Below are 18,336 nucleotides of genomic sequence, written 5' to 3' on the forward strand. Positions count from 1 at the left end.
ACTAGGTGTGGGCATCGACGACGCCGCGCTCCCGCGCGAGATGAGCCCTACCGAGGAGGAACGACAGCGTGACCTACGTCATCGCGCAGCCTTGTGTCGACGTGAAGGACAAGGCGTGCATCGAGGAGTGCCCCGTCGACTGCATCTACGAGGGTTCCCGGTCCTTGTACATCCACCCGGACGAATGTGTCGACTGTGGTGCCTGTGAGCCGGTCTGCCCCGTCGAGGCGATCTTCTACGAGGATGACACTCCCGAGGAGTGGAAGGACTACTACAAGGCGAACGTCGAGTTCTTCGACGAGCTCGGCTCGCCCGGCGGCGCCTCGAAGCTCGGTCTGATCGAGCGCGACCACCCCTTCATCGCCGCGCTGCCCGCGGACATCAACCCGGAGCACTGACCCCGCGGCCACCACGGCCCCGTACGGCCGCCCGCCGTGCGGGGCCGCGGCGTTTCGCGGGTCACCCCCAGAGCAAGAGAGCGAACACCGTGAGCGCAGTCTCCTCCCGCCTCCCCGTCTTCCCCTGGGACCGGCTCGCCCCGTACAAGGCGAAAGCCGCCGCCCACGCCGACGGCATTGTGGACCTCTCGGTCGGCACGCCCGTCGACCCCGTCCCCGGGCTCATCCGGCGGGCGCTCACCGAGGCGGCCGACAGCCCCGGCTATCCCACGGTGTGGGGCACGCCCGCGCTGCGCGACGCGCTGACCGGCTGGGCGGAGCGCCGGCTGGGCGCCCGCGACCTGGCGCACACGAACGTGCTGCCGATCGTCGGCTCCAAGGAACTGGTGGCCTGGCTGCCGACGCAGCTCGGCCTGGGCCCGGGCGACAAGGTCGCCTACCCGCGGCTGGCCTACCCGACCTACGAGGTCGGCGCGCGCCTCGCGGGCGCCGAGGCCGTCGTCTACGACGAGCCCACGGAGCTCGACCCCACGGGCCTCAAGCTGCTCTGGCTCAACTCCCCCTCCAACCCCACCGGCCGCGTGCTCACCGCCGGCGAGATGCGCCGCACGGTGGAGTGGGCCCGGGAGCACGGGGTGCTGCTCTTCAGCGACGAGTGCTACGTGGAGCTGGGCTGGGAGGCCGACCCGGTCTCCGTCCTGCACCCGGACGTCTGCGGCGGCTCGTACGAGGGCGTCGTCGCGGTCCACTCGCTCTCCAAGCGGTCGAACCTGGCGGGCTACCGCGCGGCCTTCCTCGCCGGCGACCCCGCCGTCCTGGGCGAGCTGCTGCAGGTCCGCAAGCACAGCGGAATGATGGTCTCCGCCCCGGTCCAGGCCGCCACGGTCGCGGCCCTGGCGGACACGGCGCACGTGACCGAGCAGCGGGCGCGCTACGCCCGCCGGCGCGAGGCGCTGCGGGCCGCCTTCGAGGCCGCGGGCTTCCGCATCGAGCACAGCGAGGCGTCGCTGTACTTGTGGGCCACGCGTGACGAGCCCTGCTGGGACACCGTCGCGGCCATGGCCGAGCTGGGCATCCTGGTGGCGCCGGGCGTCTTCTACGGGGAGGCCGGGGAGCGGTTCGTCCGGATCGCGTTCACCGCGACCGACGAGCGGGTGGAGGCGGCGGTCCGCCGCCTGACGAAGACCGCCTGACGAAGCCTTACGAAGACCGCCCGGCGAAGGCGTCCGGAGGCACGGCGAAGGGCCCGGGAGAAGATCTCCCGGGCCCTCTCACGTGCCGGTGCGTGCGCCGGGTCAGCCGCCGATCGGGAGCTGACCGCCGCCGAGGGGCAGGCCCTTGGCGTTGAGGCCGCCCGCGGTCTTGGTGGCCTCGCCCGCGAGCCCTCCGGTGGTGCCCGCGGCCTCGCCGGCGACCTTCTGGACGGCGGGGGCGGCGGTCTTGGCGGCCTTGCCGGTGGCGTCGGCGGCACCCGGGACGGTGGTCTTGATGGCGCTCGTGCCGACGCCCGTCACCGTGTCCCCGGCCTTGTGGGCGGCCGCGTCGACGTTGCTGCCGAGGTTCGCGCCGTCCACTGCGGTCAGACCGCTCGTCAGGTCAGGGGCCTGCGGGGCGGCGCTCGCCGCTCCGGCCGCACCGATGACGGGTGCCGCACCGGCGGCTACCAGCAGGGCGGCCCGGGCGATCCGACGCGTCAGGGGGAGGGACATGATGCTCCTTTTGCGGAGTTGAGGACGTTGGCTGTCCGGCGAGCGGACGCAGTGACTACCGCGTGAATCCGCGGAAGGTTGCGGCACGCCACGGTAAAGAGTTGGTAATGCGTCGCATTATCTGTCCCCCTAAAAGCGGGGCAAAACGGGCGCGCAGTATGCCCGTCGGGAAGGCTGACAAGCCTTTAGTCACAAGGGAATTCCAGGAAAGCCCGACGCCTGGGGCGGGCGGTGCCCATCAATCGCGCGGGGCTGTTGTGCATACCCCCGGCGGGGGGTCTCCTCGTACGGCTGAGCGGTCTACTGCGCGGTGGTGATCCGTACCTCCGGCGAGGAGCTTCCCGCCGAATTACCCGCGCCCGCGGCGCTGTTGGCGCTTTTGTCCCGGAGCCAGCCGTCCCGGGAATCCGCGGCCGTCCACACCCGTCCGCCGAACGCCACCCGTTCGATCCGCAGCTCGCTCGCGTGGGCCACCGCCCACGAGGCCAGCTGCCAGCCGCGCCGCTCCCGGGCGCCCGCGACCGGCTCGCCCGGGGCGGCCGCCTTCTCGGGCACGGGCACCGTCAGCGTCCGCGCCGCGGCACCGCCGGCCGCGCCCGCCCCGCTGCCGGCCGCACCGGCCGAGCCCGCCAGTGTCTGCGCCGCCGGGACCGCCGCCGCACCGAACTCGCGGCGCATCTTGGCCCGCACCGCCGCGGCGTCGCCCTTCTTGCCGTCGCTCGGGCTCGTCGTGCAGCTGAACGCCGCCGCCTCCCGGCCCGTCAGCGCGGACGACAGCAGCGACGCGTCCGGCTCGTGCTTGGCGTACGCCTGCGGGAAGCCGCTGCGCTGCACCTTCTGCGCGGCCACCGTCAGCGGCAGCCGGGAGTACCCCGGCACCTGCACCAGGTGGTCGTAGAACTTCCCCGCCGAGTAGACCGGGTCGGTGATCTGCTGCGCGGTGCCCCAGCCCTGCGTCGGCCGCTGCTGGAAGAGGCCCAGCGAGTCCCGGTCGCCGTGGTGGATGTTGCGCAGCCCCGACTCCTGCATGGCCGTGGCAAGGGCGATCGTCACCGCCCGCTCCGGCAGCCCGCGCTCGGCCCCCACGGCCGAGATCGTCGCCGCGTTCACCGCCTGCTCGGGCGAGAGGCTGTACGACGCGCCGTCGGCCCGCACCGTGCAGCGCGGCGCCCCGGGGCCGCCCGTCACCAGCTGGGCGATCCCGTAGCCGATCAGTGCGAGCAGCACGGCGCAGGCGGCCGCGATGCGCAACACACGGCCACGCCGGGTGACGAAGATCCGGGACATGCGGCCCACGTTACTGGAGAGTGCGGGAAGCGCCCGGGCCCCACCCTCCGGCCCGGCCGCGCCCGCACCGGCCGGGCTAGAGTCGCACGCATGGATGACGCCGCACTCGACCTGTCCCTCGACGCCGCAGCCCTCACCGCCCGGCTCGTCGACTTCCCGTCCGTCAGCGGCAGCGAGAAGCCGCTGGCCGACGCCGTCGAAGACGCCCTGCGCGCCCTGCCGCACCTCACGGTCGACCGCTACGGCAACAATGTCGTGGCCCGGACGAACCTGGGCCGCTCCGAGCGCGTCGTGCTCGCCGGTCACATCGACACCGTCCCCATCGCCGGCAACGTCCCCTCCCGGCTGGACGAGGACGGCTTCCTGTGGGGCTGCGGCACCAGCGACATGAAGTCCGGCGTCGCCGTCCAGCTGCGCATCGCCGCGACCGTGCCGGACCCCAACCGCGACCTGACCCTCGTCTTCTACGACAACGAGGAGGTCGCCTCGCACCTCAACGGCCTCGGCCGCATCGCGGACGCCCACCCCGACTGGCTCGCGGCCGACTTCGCCGTCCTCCTGGAGCCCTCCGACGCCCAGGTCGAGGGCGGCTGCCAGGGCACCCTCCGGGTGCACCTGCACACCGCGGGCGAGCGCGCCCACTCCGCCCGCGGCTGGATGGGCAGCAACGCCATCCACGCCGCCGCGCCCATCCTGGCCCGGCTCGCGGCCTACGAACCGCGGCGCCCGGTCATCGACGGCCTGGAGTACCGCGAGGGCCTCAACGCCGTGCGCATCGAGGGCGGCGTCGCCGGCAACGTCATCCCCGACGCCTGCACCGTCACCGTCAACTTCCGCTACGCGCCCGACCGCACCCCCGCGGAGGCCCTGGCGCACGTCCGCGAGGTCTTCGCGGACTGCGGCGTCGCCGAGCTCGTCGTGGACGACGAGTCGCCGGGCGCGCTGCCCGGGCTGTCCCACCCCGCCGCCGCCGCGTTCATCGAGGCCGTCGGGGGCACGCCCAAGCCCAAGTTCGGGTGGACCGACGTCTCCCGCTTCAGCGCGCTCGGCGTCCCGGCCGTCAACTACGGCCCCGGCGACCCGAGCCTCGCGCACAAGCGGGACGAGCGCGTCCGGGCCTCGCTGATCAACGACTGCGAGGAGCGGCTGCGCGCCTGGCTGGCCGGCTGACCTTCCGGGCTGCCGCGTCCGTGGGCCTACGCTGAACAGCAACGATCTGCAGCGGAGGGAGCACGGCATGGCACATCCCGAAGGATCGCGCGCGCAGCGGGAGCAGCGCCGGGGGCCGGTGGTACGCCGGTACGGCCAGATGCAGGCGGGCACCACGGACCAGCACCTGCTGGACACGAGAGGGGCCGCGGACTGGGTCCACGAGGACCCCTTCCGCGTGCTGCGCATCCAGTCCGAGTTCGTCGAGGGCTTCGGGGCCCTCGCCGAACTGCCGCCCGCCATCAGCGTCTTCGGCTCCGCCCGGACGCCGCGGACCTCGCCGGAGTACGAGGCGGGGGTCGCCATCGGGCGCGGCCTCGTCGAGTCGGGCTTCGCGGTCATCACGGGCGGCGGGCCCGGCGCGATGGAGGCCGCCAACAAGGGGGCGACGGAGGCCGGCGGCGTCTCCGTCGGCCTCGGCATCGAACTGCCCTTCGAGCAGGGGCTCAACCCGTACGTCAACCTGGGCGTCGACTTCCGCTACTTCTTCGTGCGGAAGACGATGTTCGTGAAGTACGCGAGCGGATTCGTCGTGCTGCCGGGCGGACTCGGCACCCTGGACGAGCTGTTCGAGGCCCTCACCCTCGTCCAGACCAAGAAGGTCACGCGCTTCCCGATCGTGCTCTTCGGCTCCGCCTACTGGCGCGGCCTGGTCGACTGGTTCCGGGACACGCTCATCGCCGAGGGCAAGGCCGGCCCGCACGACCTGCATCTCTTCCACGTCACGGACGACGTGGAGGAAGCGGTGCGGCTGGTGACGAAGGAAGCAGGGGCGTAAGGAGCGCCGCACGCCCCGCCGGGGGCGGACCCTCGCCGGGCCACCGCGGGAACGCGGTGGCCCGCGACGCGCCTCAGGCCAGTCCCCGCCGGGCCACCGCAGGTGCCCGGTGGCCCGCGATGGACGCCACCATGTCCAGCACCTGCTTCGTCTCCGCCACCTCGTGCACGCGGTACACCTGCGCGCCCAGCCACGCCGAGACGGCCGTCGTCGCGAGCGTGCCCAGCACGCGCTCCTTCACCGGCTTGTCCAGCGTCTCGCCGACGAAGTCCTTGTTCGACAGCGACACGAGCACCGGCCAGCCCGTCTCCGTCATCTCGCCGAGCCGCCGGGTCGCCTCCAGCGAGTGCCGGGTGTTCTTCCCGAAGTCGTGCCCCGGGTCGATCATGACGGCGTCGCGCCGGACGCCCAGCGCCACCGCGCGCTCGGCCAGCCCCAGCGTGACCCGCAGGACGTCCGCCATCACGTCCTCGTACTCCACCCGGTGCGGGCGCGTGCGCGGCTCCACGCCGCCCGCGTGCGTGCACACGAGGCCCACGCCGTAACGGGCCGCAACCTCGGCCAGCTTGGGGTCCACACCGCCCCACGCGTCGTTGAGCACGTCGGCGCCGGCCTCGCACACGGCCTCGCCCACGTCGTGCCGCCAGGTGTCGACGCTGATCACCACGTCGGGGTGGCGCCTGCGGACCTCGGCCACGAAGCCGACCGTGCGCCGCGCCTCCTCCTCGGCGGTCACCTCCTCGCCCGGACCGGCCTTCACCCCGCCGATGTCGACGATGGCGGCGCCCTCCGCGACGGCCTGTTCCACCCTGGCCAGGGCCGGCTCGTCGGCGAACGTCGCCCCCTGGTCGTAGAAGGAGTCCGGCGTCCGGTTGACGATCGCCATGATCACCGGCTCGTGCGCATCGAACTCGCGTCGTCCCAGCCGCAGCATGTCCCTACTCCCTCTCGGTGCTCCGCCAGCGACCTTAACCGTCAGTGCGGCATGGCACGATCGGGGTGGACGGAATCGCAGTCCGTGTTCCCGGGGAGATGCTCGTGTTCTGGTTCCTGCTCATCGCGCTGGTCGTGGTGGTCGCCGCGGTCGCGCTCTTCGTCGCGGGCGGCGGCAGCGGCGCCGCGCTGCCCGAGGCCGCCGCCGACCGGACCGTCTGGCCCCTCCCCGCGGACCGCCCCATGGCCCGCGCGGACGTCGACACGCTGCGCCTGCCGGTCGCCCTGCGCGGCTACCGCATGGACGAGACGGACGAGGCCCTGGACCGCCTCGGCGCCGAGCTCGCCGAGCGCGACGCCCGCATCGCCGAGCTGGAGGCGGCGCTCGCCGGGGCACAGGCCGCGGCCATGAGCGGCGGCGGCACACCGGCCGCGGGCAGGACGGGGAAGGGCGACGGCGACGAAGAGGGGGAGAAGAAGGCATGAGCGGCACGGTGATCAGCGAGTGGGACGGCCTGCGGCGCTGCCCGTGGGGCGGCCTGGAAGCCGCGTCCGCGGCGGACTACCGCGTCTACCACGACACGGAGTGGGGCCGCCCCGTGCACGGCGACGACGCCCTCTACGAACGGATGTGCCTGGAGGCGTTCCAGTCCGGGCTGTCCTGGCTGACGATCCTGCGCCGCCGCGAGGGCTTCCGGGCCGCCTTCGACGGCTTCTCCATCGCCAAGGTGGCCGCCTTCACCGACTCCGACGTCGAGCGGCTGCTCGCCGACCCCGGCATCATCCGCAACCGCGCGAAGATCACGGCCGCGATCGCCAACGCGCGGGTGGCGGCCGAGTGGGCGCCCGGCGAGCTGGACGCCCTCATCTGGTCCTACGCCCCTGAGCGGGCCGCAGCCGCGCCGCGCACGGCTGCGGACGTCCCGGCGACGACACCGGAGTCGGTGGCCCTGGCCAAGGACCTCAAGAAGCGCGGATTCCGCTTCATCGGGCCGACTACGGCGTACGCGCTGATACAGGCGTGCGGGCTGGTCAACGACCACCTGGCGGACTGTCACGCGCGCTGACCGCGCCCTTGCCTGTACCGGCTGGGGGGCAGGAGCCTCAGCGGCCGACGAACCCCGGCTTCTCCTTCTTCAGGAACGCGTCCACGGCGATCCCGTGGTCCTCGGAGGCCCCCGCCCGGCACTGCAGCTCGTCCTCCTTGGCCAGGGCATCGGCGAGGGGCCGCCCCGCGCCGTAGGCGAGGGACTCCTTGATCGCCGCGTAGGCCGCGGTCGGCCCTTCCGCGAGCCGCCGGGCGACGGCCGAGGCCTCCGCGGCCAGCTCCGCCGCCGGGACGACCCGGTTGGCGATGCCCAGCTCGTACGCCTCCTGGGCCGGCACGTTGCGCGGGAAGAGCAGCAGGTCCGAGGCGCGGCTGTGGCCGACGAGACGCGGCAGCGTCCAGGAGACGCCGGAGTCGGCGGTCAGGGCGACGCCCGCGAAAGAAGTGTTGAAGGCGGCGGTGTCGGCCACCACCCGGTAGTCCGCCGCGAAGGCGAACCCCGCGCCGGCGCCGGCCGCGACCCCGTTCACCCCCGCCACGACCGGTTTCGGCATGCCGGCGATGGCCGTGACGATGGGGTTGTAGTGCTCCTTGACCGTCGTCATCGTGCGCGCCGTGCCGTTCTCGCGGTCGGCCGCGAGCGATTCGACGTGTTCCTTGAGGTCCTGTCCGACGCAGAAGGCGCGCCCGGTGCCGGTGAGCAGCACGGCCCGGACGGCCGTGTCGGCGCCGGCCCGCTGCAGGGCGTCGCGCAGGGCGACCTTGGTGTCGGTGTTCAGCGCGTTCATCGCATCGGGACGGTTCAGCGTGATCGTCGCGAGTCCGTCCGTCACCTCGTACAGCACGGAGTCGGCCATGGGTGCGTTCCCTCCCTCGTCGCAAGCCCCGCGGGCAGCGTTCCGGGGCCAGCATGCCGGAGATCACCGGCCGCCGATATGTGACCTGCGTCAAAGAATCCGGCCATGGAATCGCGGCCGGGGTGGCGCAGTATCGCAGTCCGATCGCCGAATTGAGTGGTTTTGCGTGATCGCGTTGCCGAAGGGATACGGACCGATGTTGTTCATTGGGTCACGCGATGCGAGATAATGGCCTGGAAGCAATGTGTTCGATGCCGGTGACGCGGGCCTGTCGTGGGGCCGTCGGCTGACGATGAGCTGGTTTCAGGAAGGGGAACGAGCATGGCGGCCATGAAGCCGCGGACGGGCGATGGCCCGCTCGAGGTGACCAAGGAGGGGCGGGGCATCGTCATGCGGGTTCCGCTCGAAGGCGGCGGTCGGCTCGTCGTCGAGCTGACCCCGGATGAGGCCGAGGCCCTCGGAGACGCCCTGAAGAAGGTTGTCGGCTGACACACACGCCGAACCACCATTCTTACGCTGCCCCGGCAGCCGGTGAGAACCGGCTGCCGGGGCAGTGGTGTGTCCGGGGTGCGGTGTCTCCGGGGCGGGTGGTGCGTCCGGCGGCGGCGCGTCCGGGAGCGCGGCCGCCCCGCCCTGCGGGCTCAGCCGCGGCGCGCCGCGCACAGCAGACCGTCGCCCACCGGCAGCAGCGACGGCACCAGCACCTGGGACTCCCGCACGGCGCGCAGCAGCTCGCGCAGCCGCTGCACCTCGGCGGGCTGGGCGGCGGAGTCCACCGTCCGGCCGTCGGCGAAGACGCCCTCGAAGCAGACGAGGCCGCCCGGGCGCAGCAGGCGCAACGATTCGGCTAGGTAGTCCAGGCACTCCAGCCGGTCGCCGTCGCAGAACACCAGGTCGTATCCGCCGTCGGCGAGGCGCGGCAGCACCTCCAGGGCGCGGCCGGGGATGAAGCGCGCGCGGTTGCCCGCGAAGCCCGCGGCGCGGAACGCCTGCCGGGCGAACTGCTGGCACTCGGGGTCGGCGTCCACCGTGGTGAGCACGCCGTCGGGCCGCATGCCGTGCAGGAGGTGGATGCCGGAGACGCCGGTGCCCGTGCCGATCTCGGCCACCGCCTTGGCGTCCACCGCCGCGGCGAGCAGGCGCAGCGCCGCGCCGGTGCCGGACGACACCGAGCGCAGGCCTGCCTCCACGGCCCGGTCCCGGGCCCAGCGCAGCGCCTCGTCCTCGGCGACGAACGCATCGGCGAACGCCCAGCTCGTCTGCCGGTTGCCGGTAATGGCCCTCTCCTGTCCCCGTAGTCGACGCAACCGTGACTGTATCCGCTGACCACGGGAACCCGCAGATGGGACCGGGCGTTGACGGGGAGGAGGCCGTTCGGGAAGGCGGCCGGCGGGCGGTCGGAGGGGATGCCGGGAAGGGCGGGGGGACCAAGACCAAATGCAGGTCAAAATTCCTTATCCGGAGCTAACGGGCGGGATGGATATGGTAGGGGCTCTACTGGACACCACCAGAGCCGACAGGGGAGGTGCGGCTGCGGCCGACGACCGTCGGGGAGTGCTGAGGCGCTTTCGCAGGTCCGCCGGCGAGCCGAAATCCGTGACCAAGACTGCTGACCGTTCTCGCACCGGCTCCGCACAGACCGCGACCTTCGCCACCGATGCGGACTCGCAGGCGTGGACGCCTCCCACCTGGGAGGAGATCGTCAGCACGCACAGTGCCCGGGTCTACCGCCTGGCCTACCGCCTCACCGGCAACCAGCACGACGCCGAGGACCTCACCCAGGAGGTCTTCGTCCGGGTCTTCCGGTCGCTGTCCACGTACACCCCCGGCACGTTCGAGGGGTGGCTGCACCGCATCACCACCAACCTCTTCCTGGACATGGTCCGCCGACGCCAGCGCATCCGCTTCGACGCGCTCGGCGAGGACGCCGCGGAGCGGCTCCCCAGCCGCGAGCCCTCCCCCCAGCAGCACTTCAACGACACGCACTTCGACGCGGACGTCCAGCAGGCGCTGGACACGCTCGCCCCGGAGTTCCGCGCCGCGGTCGTGCTGTGCGACATCGAAGGCCTCTCGTACGAGGAGATCGCCGCGACGCTCGGCGTGAAGCTCGGCACGGTCCGCAGCCGTATCCACCGCGGCCGCTCCCACCTGCGCAAGGCGCTCCAGCACCGCTCGCCCGCCGCCCGGGCCGAGCAGCGTGCCGTGGCGGGCGTGGCCCCCGGCGTTCCCATCAGTGGGGAGGTCGGGATCGCGTGACCGGTTCAGGCGGTCAGTCCCCCGCCGAGCAGCATCTCGGCGACCGCCTCGCGGCCCTGGTCGACGGGGAGTTGGGACACGATTCTCGGGAGCGGGTGCTCGCGCACCTGGCCACCTGTTGGAAGTGCAAAGCGGAAGCCGACGCTCAGCGCCGGCTCAAGAGCGTGTTCGCGGAGGCGGAGCTCCCCCCGCTCTCCGAAGACTTCCTGGCCCGGCTTCAGGGCCTGGCCGGCGGTGATCCCCACGGCCCCCTCGGGGCCGGCGGCGACGACCGGGCCGACCGGGAGCGCCCGGAGGGCCGCGAGGGCCGTGAGGGCCACCGCGGGCAGGGGAAAGCCACCCTCGGGGCCGGGGCCGACGCCCTGGCGCCCCTCGGGCTGCTGCCGGGCGGCGTCCGGTCCGGCGCCCGCCCGCGCGAGAGCGGCTTCCGGATCCACGAGATGCCCGAGCCGCCCCGCAGCGGCATACGGGGGCGGCGGATCGCCTTCGCGGCCGCCGGAGCCGTCTCGCTCGCCGCGTTCGCCCTCGGCGGCGCGTCGCCGCTGGCCTCGGTCGTGGCCCCCCAGGGCCCGAGCGCCGAGAACCCGCGCACGGCGAGCACCCCGCTGACGTCCTCGCCGGGCGCCGTCCGTGACGAGCGCCGGCGCCTCGCCCGGTCCGCCTCCCAGGGCGGCTCGGGGGGCAGCGGCACCTCGGCCGCCGTGCCCGTGCGGGACGTTTCCCTGCTGCGCCCGTCCGCCGCGCCCCTGCTGCCCCCGCTGATACGCACGGGCCACCCGGCACCGGGCGCGCCGCCGGTGGACACCGCCCGGCGCTGACCCCCGCCGGGCCCCCTGCGCAGGCCCGCGGAGACCTGGTTGAATTCCAGTGGGCCGCGCATCCTTTCGGCGATGCCGTGCGCCCTCAGGCGAACGGTGGGGAGAAGATGGACGACGGGAAGACGCGGACCTCCGCGTCCGCGCCGCAGTGGTGGAGCCGCCCGCGCCCTCCGGCTGCCGCGGAGGAGCACGAGGGCCCGCAGTTCCTGGACGCGGGCCCGTCCTCGCCCGCCCCGGACACACCGGAGCCCGGCCGGCCGGCAGAGGCGGAGACGCGTCCGCTGCCGGCGTACGGGCAGGAATCCGCCGCGCAGGCGCCCGTACGGGCCGAGTCCGCTCCCGCAGAGGCTGCAGCGCGTCCGCTGCCCGGGCAGGAGCCTGACGTGCAGGCGCCCGCGCCTGTTGACTCCGTCCCCGCGGAGGCCGAGACGCGCTCGCTGCCCGCGTACGGGTACGAGTCCGTGGCGCAGGCGCCCGTACCGGCCGAGTCCGCCCCCGCAGCGGTCGAAGCGCCCGGGCAGGAGTCCTCCCCGCAGGCGCCCGGATCCGCCGCCGCGCCGCTGCATGCCCCCGACCCCTACGGCACGCCGCCGTACGGGCAGCCCGGGCCGTGGGCGCCCGCGCCGCCGGTGCAGCGGCCGGTCACGCCGCCGCAGGGCACGGTGCTGCCGCCCGCGGCCCCCGCCCAGGGCGCTCCCTACCCGGCCCCGGGCATGACGCCGCCGCACGGCACCCCCGCCCCTCCCGTAACCCCGCCCCACGGCACCCCCGTGCCCCCCGCGGCCATGACGCCCCCGCCGTACCCGCACGGCGCGCACCCCGCGCCGGCCCCCGCCGGGCCCTGGCGGTACGACCCCTGGGGTGCGCCCCGGGCGGCCGGGCCCGGGGAGGCCGGCCAGGAGCCGGCGCGCCGCGGGCGGCTGGTCGCCGGGGCCCTGCTCGTGGCGCTCGTCGCCGGCGGCATCGGCGGCGGAGTCGGCGCGTACCTGGAGCGGGACGGCGTCATCGGGCGCCATGTGGAGCTGCCCCAGGCCGGGGCCGACCGCTCGGCCCGCGCGCCGGGCAGCATCGCCGGCATCGCGGCCCGCACCCTGCCCGGCGTGGTGACGATCCACGTCCGCGGCGGCAGCGACCAGGGCACCGGCACCGGCTTCGTCCTCGACAAGGAGGGCCGGATCCTCACCAACAACCACGTCGTGGAGCCCGCCGGGTCCGCGGGCGACATATCGGTGACGTTCAGCAGCGGCCAGACCGCGAAGGCCACCGTCGTCGGCCGGGACAGCAGCTACGACCTCGCAGTGATCAAGGTGTCGGGCGTGTCCGGGCTGACCCCGCTCGCCCTCGGCAACTCCGACTCCGTGCGCGTCGGTGACTCGGTGATCGCCATCGGCGCCCCCTACGACCTCGCGGGCACGGTCACCACGGGGATCATCAGCGCCAAGGAGCGCCCGATCACCGCCGGCGGCCAGAAGGGTGACGGCAGCGACGTCAGCTACGTCGACGCCCTGCAGACCGACGCCCCGATCAACCCGGGCAACTCGGGCGGCCCGCTGGTGGACTCGGAGGCCCGGGTCATCGGCATCAACAGCGCGATCCGCTCCGCGGGCGACAGCAGCGAGCTCGGCGGCGGCCAGGGCGGCAGCATCGGCCTGGGCTTCGCCATACCGATCAACCAGGCCAAGCGCGTCGCCGAGGAGCTGATCAACACCGGAAAGGCCACCCACCCCGTCATCGGCGTCACCCTGGACATGGAGTACTCGGGTGACGGCGCCCGCGTGAACACGAAGAGCGGCGACAACCCGGCCGTCACCCCCGGCGGCCCGGGCGACAAGGCCGGCCTCCAGCCGCGCGACGTGATCAAAAAGGTCGACGGAGTGGCCGTGCACAGCGGCCAGGAGCTCATCGTCAAGATCCGCAGTCACCGGCCGGGCGACCGGCTCACCCTCACCGTGGAGCGCGACGGCTCGGAGCGGTCGGTCGGACTGACCCTCGGTTCCGCGAGCGCACGCTGATCCCGGCCCCGCCGGCCGTGGCGGGATCCGGCCCCGCCCGGGCCCCGGCACCTGCGCCGGCATCTCCTTTGGCCTGATGTTGTCCCGGGCGTATCCCTCAGGCCTCTTCGGGCCAGGTACCGTGATAGGTGGCCTGGACCGTCGGCCATTGACGCATCAAGGAGCTTCAACGTGCTCGACATAGGACCCCTCGAGCTGGTCGCGCTCGTGGTGCTCGCTGTGCTCATCTTCGGACCGGACAAGCTGCCGAAGATGATCCAGGACGTGTCGCGCACGCTGCGCAAGATCCGGCAGTTCTCCGAGAGCGCCAAGGAGGACATCCGTTCCGAGCTGGGCCCCGAGTTCAAGGACTTCGAGTTCGAGGACCTCAACCCGAAGACCTTCGTCCGCAAGCACGTGCTGGACAAGGACGAGCTCGGCCTGAAGGAGATCCGGAACGGCTTCGACCTCAAGACGGAGATGAACGACGTCGCCGACGCCGTTCACGGCCGTACGGGCGACACGGCCGCCTCCGGCCCCGCCGCCGCCCCGGCGGACGGCGGCTCGCCCGCCCGTCCGGACCTGCTCAAGAAGCGAGACGAGCCCGGCCCCGGAGAGCGTCCTCCGTTCGACTCCGACGCCACCTGAGTTCCGCGCATCCCGTGCGCCATTGACGGGGGTGGCTATCCTCCCTGTGTTTGGGGTGAAGTCGTCCGAGGGGGGCGGGCTCGCCCAGGACATCGGGCAACAAGGAGGCGCCGCGCAGATGGAGACGACGAGTCGGGTTGGGGCTCAAGGGGCCGGAACGGCCGACGCGTCCGCCCCGGACGCCGCCGCGCAGGACGCACAAGGCGCACAGGACGCGCAGGGCGCGGCCGGCGCACAGGGCACGCCCGCCGGCCGCCGGCCGGTCGACGGCTATCTGCTGGCCGCGTTCCCCTGGTACGGCCTGGACGAGGCCTACACCGGGCCGCGCTGGCTGATGCAGGTCGGCTCCGCCGCCGACGGGACCGTGGAGCACGGCTCGACGGGGCACGGCGAGGAGCCCACGCTGCGCATCGAGCGGGCCGACCCCCACGCCGCCAAGCAGCGCTTCGCGGTCGTGGTGACGGTGGCGAGCCGCCCCGGCCGCCGCAGCGCCGACGGCACGGGCGTCCTGGAGGCCACCTCGGTCTCCTCGGCGGCCTGGCTGGCCGGCTCCGGGCTGCTGTCGTGCACGTGGCCCGCGCAGATGGAGCGCGCGCTGCGGCAGGACTGGCTCGACCAGCAGACGGCCCTCGCCTGGGAGCTCGCCGACCACCTGGAGGACTCCGCGTGGTCGACGCTGTCGCTGCCGGTGGACGGCGTGCCGACGGACTTCCGCTACCGCGAGTCGGAGTACGGCTGGGTGCTCGCGGGCTCCGCAGGGGACGAGCGCGGCGACAGCCGCTCCGGTGGAGCCGGTGCTTGCACCGGGGTCCACATCGGGGCGTACGGGCGGGGCATGAGCGCGTACGGCATGGGCTTCTCGGTGATCAAGGACATCACGGACTACCGGGGCTGACCAGGGCCGGATCACGCCGGGGCGCCGCCGGGTCACCCGACGGGCCCACCCGGGCTGCGCGCGCCGCCCCGCCGGGCTTGAATTTCCGGCAGGGGGCAGCACTCGGAGAGGTGACGCGTCATGGCGGGCAAGTTCGAGATGTACGAGGACAAGAGCGGCCACTACCGCTACCGGCTGAAGTCCGGTAACGGCGAGGTCATCGCGGTCGGCGAGGCGTACAACAGCAGATCGGCCTGCGAGAAGGGCATCGAGTCCGTGAAGCAGAACGCGGCCGGGGCGCCGGTGAAGGACCTGGGACACCAGGAGAAGTAGCCGGCGTGCTGCCGGCGGGCCCGTGAGCGGACCCGCCGGCACCGTCAGAACTTGTTGCGCGGGGTGATGCCCAGCGACATGCCGGACAGGCCGCGCTGCCGGCCGCCGAGCTTGCCGGCGATGGCGCGCAGGGCCGCACCCGCCGGGGACTCGGGGTCCGTCAGGACCACCGGCTTGCCCTCGTCGCCGCCCTCGCGCAGGCGGACGTCGATGGGGATCGAGCCCAGCACCGGCACGTTCGTGCCCGTCGTGCGGGTCAGGCCTTCGGCGACCAGCTGTCCGCCGCCCGTGCCGAACACGTCGACCATCTCGTCGCAGTGCGGGCAGGGCAGCCCGGACATGTTCTCCACGACACCGACGATCTTCTGGTGCGTCTGCACGGCGATCGAGCCGGCGCGCTCGGCGACCTCGGCGGCCGCCTGCTGAGGCGTCGTCACGACGAGGATCTCGGCGTTCGGCACGAGCTGCGCGACCGAGATCGCGATGTCACCGGTGCCCGGCGGCAGGTCGAGCAGGAGGACGTCCAGGTCGCCCCAGTAGACGTCCGCGAGGAACTGCTGGAGTGCGCGGTGCAGCATCGGGCCGCGCCAGACCACCGGGGTGTTGCCCGGGGTGAACATGCCGATCGAGATGACCTTCACGCCGTTCGCCGACGGCGGCATGATCATGTTCTCGACCTGGGTGGGGCGGCCGTCCGCGCCGAGCATGCGCGGGACGGAGTGGCCGTAGATGTCCGCGTCGACGACGCCGACCTTCAGGCCGTCGGCCGCCATCGCCGCCGCCAGGTTGACCGTGACCGACGACTTGCCGACGCCGCCCTTGCCGGACGCCACCGCGTACACCCGGGTGAGCGAGCCCGGCTTGGCGAAGGGCACCTCGCGCTCGGCCGTGCCGCCGCGCAGGGAGGCGGCGAGCTCGCGGCGCTGCTCGTCGCTCATCACGTCGAGCTCGACCGTCACGTCCGTGACGCCCTCGACGCGCGCGACGGCGTCCGTCACACGGGTGATGATCGTCTCCCGCATGGGGCAGCCGGAGACCGTCAGGTAGATCGCTACCGCAACCGAACCACCGGCCGCGATCTCCACCGATTTGACCATCCCCAGCTCGGTGATGGGTCGCTGGATCTCGGGGTCGTTCACCGTCGCGAGCGCGCCGCGGATCGCGTCCTCGCTCGGAGACGTTCCGTTCGTATCGGTAGCCATACGGAGATGGTACGGCGCGCGAGGGGGCCTCCGGAAAGGGCCGTCAGCGGTCGCGTTCCTCACTCTCCGCGGGGAATATCCGCCGCTGTTCCAGTTCCTTGACCAGCTCCTGGAACTCGGAGCGGATCCAGTCGCGGGTGGCGACCTCGCCGAGGCCCATCCGCAGCGAGGCGATCTCCCGGGTCAGGTACTCCGTGTCCGCGATCGACCGCTCGTTCTGCTTGCGGTCCTGCTCCAGGTTGACCCGGTCCCGGTCGTCCTGCCGGTTCTGCGCGAGGAGGATCAGCGGCGCCGCGTAGGAGGCCTGCAGGGACAGCATCAGGGTCAGGAAGATGAAGGGGTAGTTGTCGAACCGCAGGTGCCCGGGGACCGTGGTGTTCCACACCACCCACAGCACGATGACGACCGTCATCCAGACGATGAACCGCCCCGTCCCCAGGAAGCGCGCGATCCGCTCCGACGTCCGCCCGAACGCCTCCGGGTCGTACTCCGGCAGCCAGCCGCGCCGCCTGACCCGCGGCAGGTCCAGCCGGACGCGCGGGCGCGGGTGGGGGTGCGGGTGCACGGCCTCCGACTGCGCCCGGACGCGCTCGGTCCGGTCGCCGCGCGAACCGGGCGCGTGCTCGCGCCCGCGGTCACCGCCGGCCATCGGCGGCCTCCGGGAGTCCGGTCATGCCCGGTGCGCCGTGGTGCAGCTCGGTCTCGCGCCAGTCGTCGGGCAGCAGGTGGTCCAGGACGTCGTCGACGGTGACCGCGCCCAGCAGGGAGCCGCTCTCGTCGACCACGGGCGCGGCGACCATGTTGTACGTCGCGAGGTAGCTCGTGACGGCCGGCAGCGGGGTGTCCGGCGGGAGGGGCCGCAGGTCGGTGTCCACGATCGAGCCGACGAGGGTGAAGGGCGGGTCGCGCAGCAGCCGCTGGAAGTGGACCGTGCCCAAGTACTTGCCGGTGGGGGTCTCGTCCGGCGGCCGGCACACGTACACCTGTGCGGCCAGTGCGGGGGAGAGGTCGCGGTTGCGCACACGGGCGAGGGCGTCGGCGACGGTCGCGTCCGGGCGCAGCACGATCGGCTCGGTGGTCATCAGGCCGCCCGCCGTCCGCTCCTCGTAGGCCAGGAGGCGGCGCACGTCCGCGGCCTCTCCCGGCTGCATGAGGGTCAGCAGGCGCTCCTTGTCGTCCTCCGGGAGCTCGGAGAGCAGGTCGGCGGCGTCGTCCGGGTCCATGGCCTCCAGGACGTCCGCGGCGCGCTCCTCCTTGAGCTTGCCGAGGATCTCGATCTGGTCGTCCTCCGGGAGCTCCTCCAGAACGTCCGCGAGCCGGTCGTCGTCCAGCGCGGCCGCGACCTCGCCGCGGCGCTTGGGGGAGAGGTGGTGCAGCACGTTGGCCAGGTCGGCGGGGCGCAGCCGCTCGAAGGTGGCCAGGAGGCTGGCCGCGCCCTGGCCGTGCTCCTCCAGGGAGAAGCCCGTGACCGCCGACCACTCCACGGTGAGGGCCTCGCCCTTGCGGCGCAGCGCCCCGCCCTTGCCGCGGCGCACGAAGACCTTGTCGATCTCCCACTCGCGGCGGGCCGGCAGCTGGATGATCGCCACGTCCAGCACGGCCACCTCCTCGCCCCCGTCGACCAGACGCACGCGCCGGTCCAGGAGCTCGCCGAGGACGAGGGTCTCGGTGGGGCGCTGTTCGAAGCGGCGCATGTTGATCACACCGGTGGTGATCACCTGGCCGGACTCGACGCCCGTCACCCGGGTCATGGGCAGGAAGATCCGGCGGCGGCTGACGACCTCCACGACGAGGCCGAGGACGCGGGGCGGGCGGCCGCCGACGCGGAGCATCGCGACGACGTCCTGGACGCGGCCGACCTGGTCGCCGTTGGGATCGAAGACCGCCACGCCCGAGAGGTGCGAGACGAAGACCCGGTGGGCGCCTGCCGCCATGCTGTGCACCTCCTCCGTGGTCCGGTGTCCGGTTCAGGCTAACGTGACCGGCTTCTCCCCG

General features: G+C 73.3%; 21 protein-coding genes. 13 read left to right on the forward strand and 8 right to left on the reverse strand.

The window, feature by feature from the left end:
* The first annotated feature begins 68 nt into the window (after nucleotides 1-68).
* A complete protein-coding gene (gene fdxA / locus ACFZCD_RS31140; protein WP_030366150.1) occupies nucleotides 69-398 on the forward strand; it encodes a ferredoxin in 330 nt (109 codons plus the stop codon).
* Nucleotides 399-487: 89 nt separating this feature from the next.
* Nucleotides 488-1,591, forward strand: coding sequence for a succinyldiaminopimelate transaminase (dapC, locus tag ACFZCD_RS31145; RefSeq protein WP_391836405.1), 1,104 nt, complete (start codon nucleotides 488-490; stop codon nucleotides 1,589-1,591).
* Nucleotides 1,592-1,693: 102 nt separating this feature from the next.
* Here the strand turns inward: dapC and ACFZCD_RS31150 are convergent, their stop codons facing one another.
* Together ACFZCD_RS31150 and ACFZCD_RS31155 are read right to left on the reverse strand one after the other, a co-directional pair.
* A complete protein-coding gene (locus tag ACFZCD_RS31150) occupies nucleotides 1,694-2,107 on the reverse strand; it encodes an ATP-binding protein (RefSeq protein ID WP_391836406.1) in 414 nt (137 codons plus the stop codon).
* A gap of 300 nt (nucleotides 2,108-2,407) precedes the next feature.
* Nucleotides 2,408-3,394: a hypothetical protein gene (locus ACFZCD_RS31155; RefSeq protein WP_391836407.1), complete on the reverse strand. Its 987-nt coding sequence runs from the start codon at nucleotides 3,392-3,394 to the stop codon at nucleotides 2,408-2,410.
* Between the two features lie 90 nt (nucleotides 3,395-3,484).
* Here ACFZCD_RS31155 and dapE point away from each other — a divergent pair, with 90 nt between their 5' ends.
* Both dapE and ACFZCD_RS31165 read left to right on the forward strand, forming a co-directional pair.
* Nucleotides 3,485-4,564, forward strand: a complete 1,080-nt coding sequence (gene dapE / locus ACFZCD_RS31160; protein ID WP_391836408.1) for a succinyl-diaminopimelate desuccinylase — start codon at nucleotides 3,485-3,487, stop codon at nucleotides 4,562-4,564.
* Nucleotides 4,565-4,631: 67 nt separating this feature from the next.
* Nucleotides 4,632-5,381: a TIGR00730 family Rossman fold protein gene (locus ACFZCD_RS31165; RefSeq protein ID WP_391836409.1), complete on the forward strand. Its 750-nt coding sequence runs from the start codon at nucleotides 4,632-4,634 to the stop codon at nucleotides 5,379-5,381.
* A 73-nt stretch (nucleotides 5,382-5,454) separates the two neighbouring features.
* On the opposite strand, the gene folP is transcribed toward ACFZCD_RS31165, so the two are convergent.
* Nucleotides 5,455-6,315, reverse strand: a complete 861-nt coding sequence (folP, locus tag ACFZCD_RS31170) for a dihydropteroate synthase (protein ID WP_391836410.1) — start codon at nucleotides 6,313-6,315, stop codon at nucleotides 5,455-5,457.
* Nucleotides 6,316-6,413: 98 nt separating this feature from the next.
* Here folP and ACFZCD_RS31175 point away from each other — a divergent pair, with 98 nt between their 5' ends.
* Complete coding sequence (locus tag ACFZCD_RS31175) at nucleotides 6,414-6,800, forward strand: DivIVA domain-containing protein (protein WP_391836453.1); 387 nt, start codon at nucleotides 6,414-6,416, stop codon at nucleotides 6,798-6,800.
* Nucleotides 6,797-7,381: a DNA-3-methyladenine glycosylase I gene (locus tag ACFZCD_RS31180; protein WP_391836411.1), complete on the forward strand. Its 585-nt coding sequence runs from the start codon at nucleotides 6,797-6,799 to the stop codon at nucleotides 7,379-7,381. Before ACFZCD_RS31175 ends, ACFZCD_RS31180 begins: the two co-directional genes overlap by 4 nt.
* 37 nt (nucleotides 7,382-7,418) lie before the next feature.
* Here the strand turns inward: ACFZCD_RS31180 and ACFZCD_RS31185 are convergent, their stop codons facing one another.
* Nucleotides 7,419-8,219 (reverse strand): enoyl-CoA hydratase/isomerase family protein, encoded by an 801-nt coding sequence (locus tag ACFZCD_RS31185; RefSeq protein ID WP_391836412.1) that lies wholly within the window; start codon nucleotides 8,217-8,219, stop codon nucleotides 7,419-7,421.
* 321 nt (nucleotides 8,220-8,540) lie between these two features.
* Between ACFZCD_RS31185 and ACFZCD_RS31190 the strand changes: the two genes are divergently transcribed.
* Nucleotides 8,541-8,708 (forward strand): DUF3117 domain-containing protein, encoded by a 168-nt coding sequence (locus ACFZCD_RS31190; protein WP_009997451.1) that lies wholly within the window; start codon nucleotides 8,541-8,543, stop codon nucleotides 8,706-8,708.
* A 152-nt stretch (nucleotides 8,709-8,860) separates the two neighbouring features.
* Here the strand turns inward: ACFZCD_RS31190 and ACFZCD_RS31195 are convergent, their stop codons facing one another.
* On the reverse strand, nucleotides 8,861-9,526 hold the full coding sequence (locus ACFZCD_RS31195) for an O-methyltransferase (RefSeq protein WP_391836413.1): 666 nt from the start codon (nucleotides 9,524-9,526) through the stop codon (nucleotides 8,861-8,863).
* 175 nt (nucleotides 9,527-9,701) lie between these two features.
* On the opposite strand from ACFZCD_RS31195, the gene sigE reads away from it, so the two are divergent.
* The 6 genes from sigE (at nucleotide 9,702) to ACFZCD_RS31225 (ending at nucleotide 15,139) form a co-directional block, all read left to right on the forward strand.
* Nucleotides 9,702-10,475: an RNA polymerase sigma factor SigE gene (gene sigE, locus ACFZCD_RS31200; RefSeq protein ID WP_391836414.1), complete on the forward strand. Its 774-nt coding sequence runs from the start codon at nucleotides 9,702-9,704 to the stop codon at nucleotides 10,473-10,475.
* Nucleotides 10,472-11,293 carry an anti-sigma factor family protein gene (locus tag ACFZCD_RS31205; RefSeq protein ID WP_391836415.1) on the forward strand — a complete coding sequence of 274 codons (822 nt, stop codon included), beginning with the start codon at nucleotides 10,472-10,474 and terminating at the stop codon, nucleotides 11,291-11,293. Before sigE ends, ACFZCD_RS31205 begins: the two co-directional genes overlap by 4 nt.
* Nucleotides 11,294-11,400: 107 nt before the next feature.
* On the forward strand, nucleotides 11,401-13,305 hold the full coding sequence (locus ACFZCD_RS31210) for a trypsin-like peptidase domain-containing protein (RefSeq protein WP_391836416.1): 1,905 nt from the start codon (nucleotides 11,401-11,403) through the stop codon (nucleotides 13,303-13,305).
* Between the two features lie 171 nt (nucleotides 13,306-13,476).
* The gene (locus ACFZCD_RS31215; protein ID WP_391836417.1) at nucleotides 13,477-13,932 is read left to right on the forward strand and encodes a sec-independent translocase; all 456 of its coding nucleotides are present in this window, start codon (nucleotides 13,477-13,479) and stop codon (nucleotides 13,930-13,932) included.
* Between the two features lie 118 nt (nucleotides 13,933-14,050).
* Entirely contained in the window at nucleotides 14,051-14,827 is a 777-nt protein-coding gene (locus ACFZCD_RS31220) for a hypothetical protein (RefSeq protein WP_391836418.1), read from the forward strand.
* A gap of 120 nt (nucleotides 14,828-14,947) precedes the next feature.
* Complete coding sequence (locus ACFZCD_RS31225; RefSeq protein ID WP_391836419.1) at nucleotides 14,948-15,139, forward strand: YegP family protein; 192 nt, start codon at nucleotides 14,948-14,950, stop codon at nucleotides 15,137-15,139.
* 44 nt (nucleotides 15,140-15,183) lie between these two features.
* Here the strand turns inward: ACFZCD_RS31225 and ACFZCD_RS31230 are convergent, their stop codons facing one another.
* The 3 genes from ACFZCD_RS31230 to ACFZCD_RS31240 are packed head-to-tail and all read right to left on the reverse strand — an operon-like array spanning nucleotide 15,184 to nucleotide 18,275.
* Nucleotides 15,184-16,341, reverse strand: coding sequence for an Mrp/NBP35 family ATP-binding protein (locus ACFZCD_RS31230; protein WP_391836420.1), 1,158 nt, complete (start codon nucleotides 16,339-16,341; stop codon nucleotides 15,184-15,186).
* A gap of 43 nt (nucleotides 16,342-16,384) precedes the next feature.
* Nucleotides 16,385-16,990: a DUF1003 domain-containing protein gene (locus ACFZCD_RS31235; protein ID WP_391836421.1), complete on the reverse strand. Its 606-nt coding sequence runs from the start codon at nucleotides 16,988-16,990 to the stop codon at nucleotides 16,385-16,387.
* Nucleotides 16,977-18,275 (reverse strand): magnesium transporter MgtE N-terminal domain-containing protein, encoded by a 1,299-nt coding sequence (locus ACFZCD_RS31240; protein WP_391836422.1) that lies wholly within the window; start codon nucleotides 18,273-18,275, stop codon nucleotides 16,977-16,979. Before ACFZCD_RS31240 ends, ACFZCD_RS31235 begins: the two co-directional genes overlap by 14 nt.
* Nucleotides 18,276-18,336 lie beyond the last annotated feature (61 nt).

It is taken from the genome of Streptomyces sp. NPDC008001, from assembly GCF_042958085.1.
GTDB lineage: Bacteria > Actinomycetota > Actinomycetes > Streptomycetales > Streptomycetaceae > Streptomyces.

What these genes read in the sequence shown, in the direction of transcription:
- ACFZCD_RS31150 (WP_391836406.1), bottom strand. Translation starts at nt 2,107, where the DNA reads ATGTCCCTCCCCCTGACGCGTCGGATCGCCCGGGCCGCCCTGCTGGTA.
- ACFZCD_RS31155 (WP_391836407.1), bottom strand. Translation starts at nt 3,394, where the DNA reads ATGTCCCGGATCTTCGTCACCCGGCGTGGCCGTGTGTTGCGCATCGCG.
- dapE (WP_391836408.1), top strand. Translation starts at nt 3,485, where the DNA reads ATGGATGACGCCGCACTCGACCTGTCCCTCGACGCCGCAGCCCTCACC.
- ACFZCD_RS31165 (WP_391836409.1), top strand. Translation starts at nt 4,632, where the DNA reads ATGGCACATCCCGAAGGATCGCGCGCGCAGCGGGAGCAGCGCCGGGGG.
- folP (WP_391836410.1), bottom strand. Translation starts at nt 6,315, where the DNA reads ATGCTGCGGCTGGGACGACGCGAGTTCGATGCGCACGAGCCGGTGATC.
- ACFZCD_RS31175 (WP_391836453.1), top strand. Translation starts at nt 6,414, where the DNA reads ATGCTCGTGTTCTGGTTCCTGCTCATCGCGCTGGTCGTGGTGGTCGCC.
- ACFZCD_RS31180 (WP_391836411.1), top strand. Translation starts at nt 6,797, where the DNA reads ATGAGCGGCACGGTGATCAGCGAGTGGGACGGCCTGCGGCGCTGCCCG.
- ACFZCD_RS31185 (WP_391836412.1), bottom strand. Translation starts at nt 8,219, where the DNA reads ATGGCCGACTCCGTGCTGTACGAGGTGACGGACGGACTCGCGACGATC.
- ACFZCD_RS31190 (WP_009997451.1), top strand. Translation starts at nt 8,541, where the DNA reads ATGGCGGCCATGAAGCCGCGGACGGGCGATGGCCCGCTCGAGGTGACC.
- sigE (WP_391836414.1), top strand. Translation starts at nt 9,702, where the DNA reads ATGGTAGGGGCTCTACTGGACACCACCAGAGCCGACAGGGGAGGTGCG.
- ACFZCD_RS31210 (WP_391836416.1), top strand. Translation starts at nt 11,401, where the DNA reads ATGGACGACGGGAAGACGCGGACCTCCGCGTCCGCGCCGCAGTGGTGG.
- ACFZCD_RS31220 (WP_391836418.1), top strand. Translation starts at nt 14,051, where the DNA reads ATGGAGACGACGAGTCGGGTTGGGGCTCAAGGGGCCGGAACGGCCGAC.
- ACFZCD_RS31225 (WP_391836419.1), top strand. Translation starts at nt 14,948, where the DNA reads ATGGCGGGCAAGTTCGAGATGTACGAGGACAAGAGCGGCCACTACCGC.
- ACFZCD_RS31230 (WP_391836420.1), bottom strand. Translation starts at nt 16,341, where the DNA reads ATGGCTACCGATACGAACGGAACGTCTCCGAGCGAGGACGCGATCCGC.
- ACFZCD_RS31235 (WP_391836421.1), bottom strand. Translation starts at nt 16,990, where the DNA reads ATGGCCGGCGGTGACCGCGGGCGCGAGCACGCGCCCGGTTCGCGCGGC.
- ACFZCD_RS31240 (WP_391836422.1), bottom strand. Translation starts at nt 18,275, where the DNA reads ATGGCGGCAGGCGCCCACCGGGTCTTCGTCTCGCACCTCTCGGGCGTG.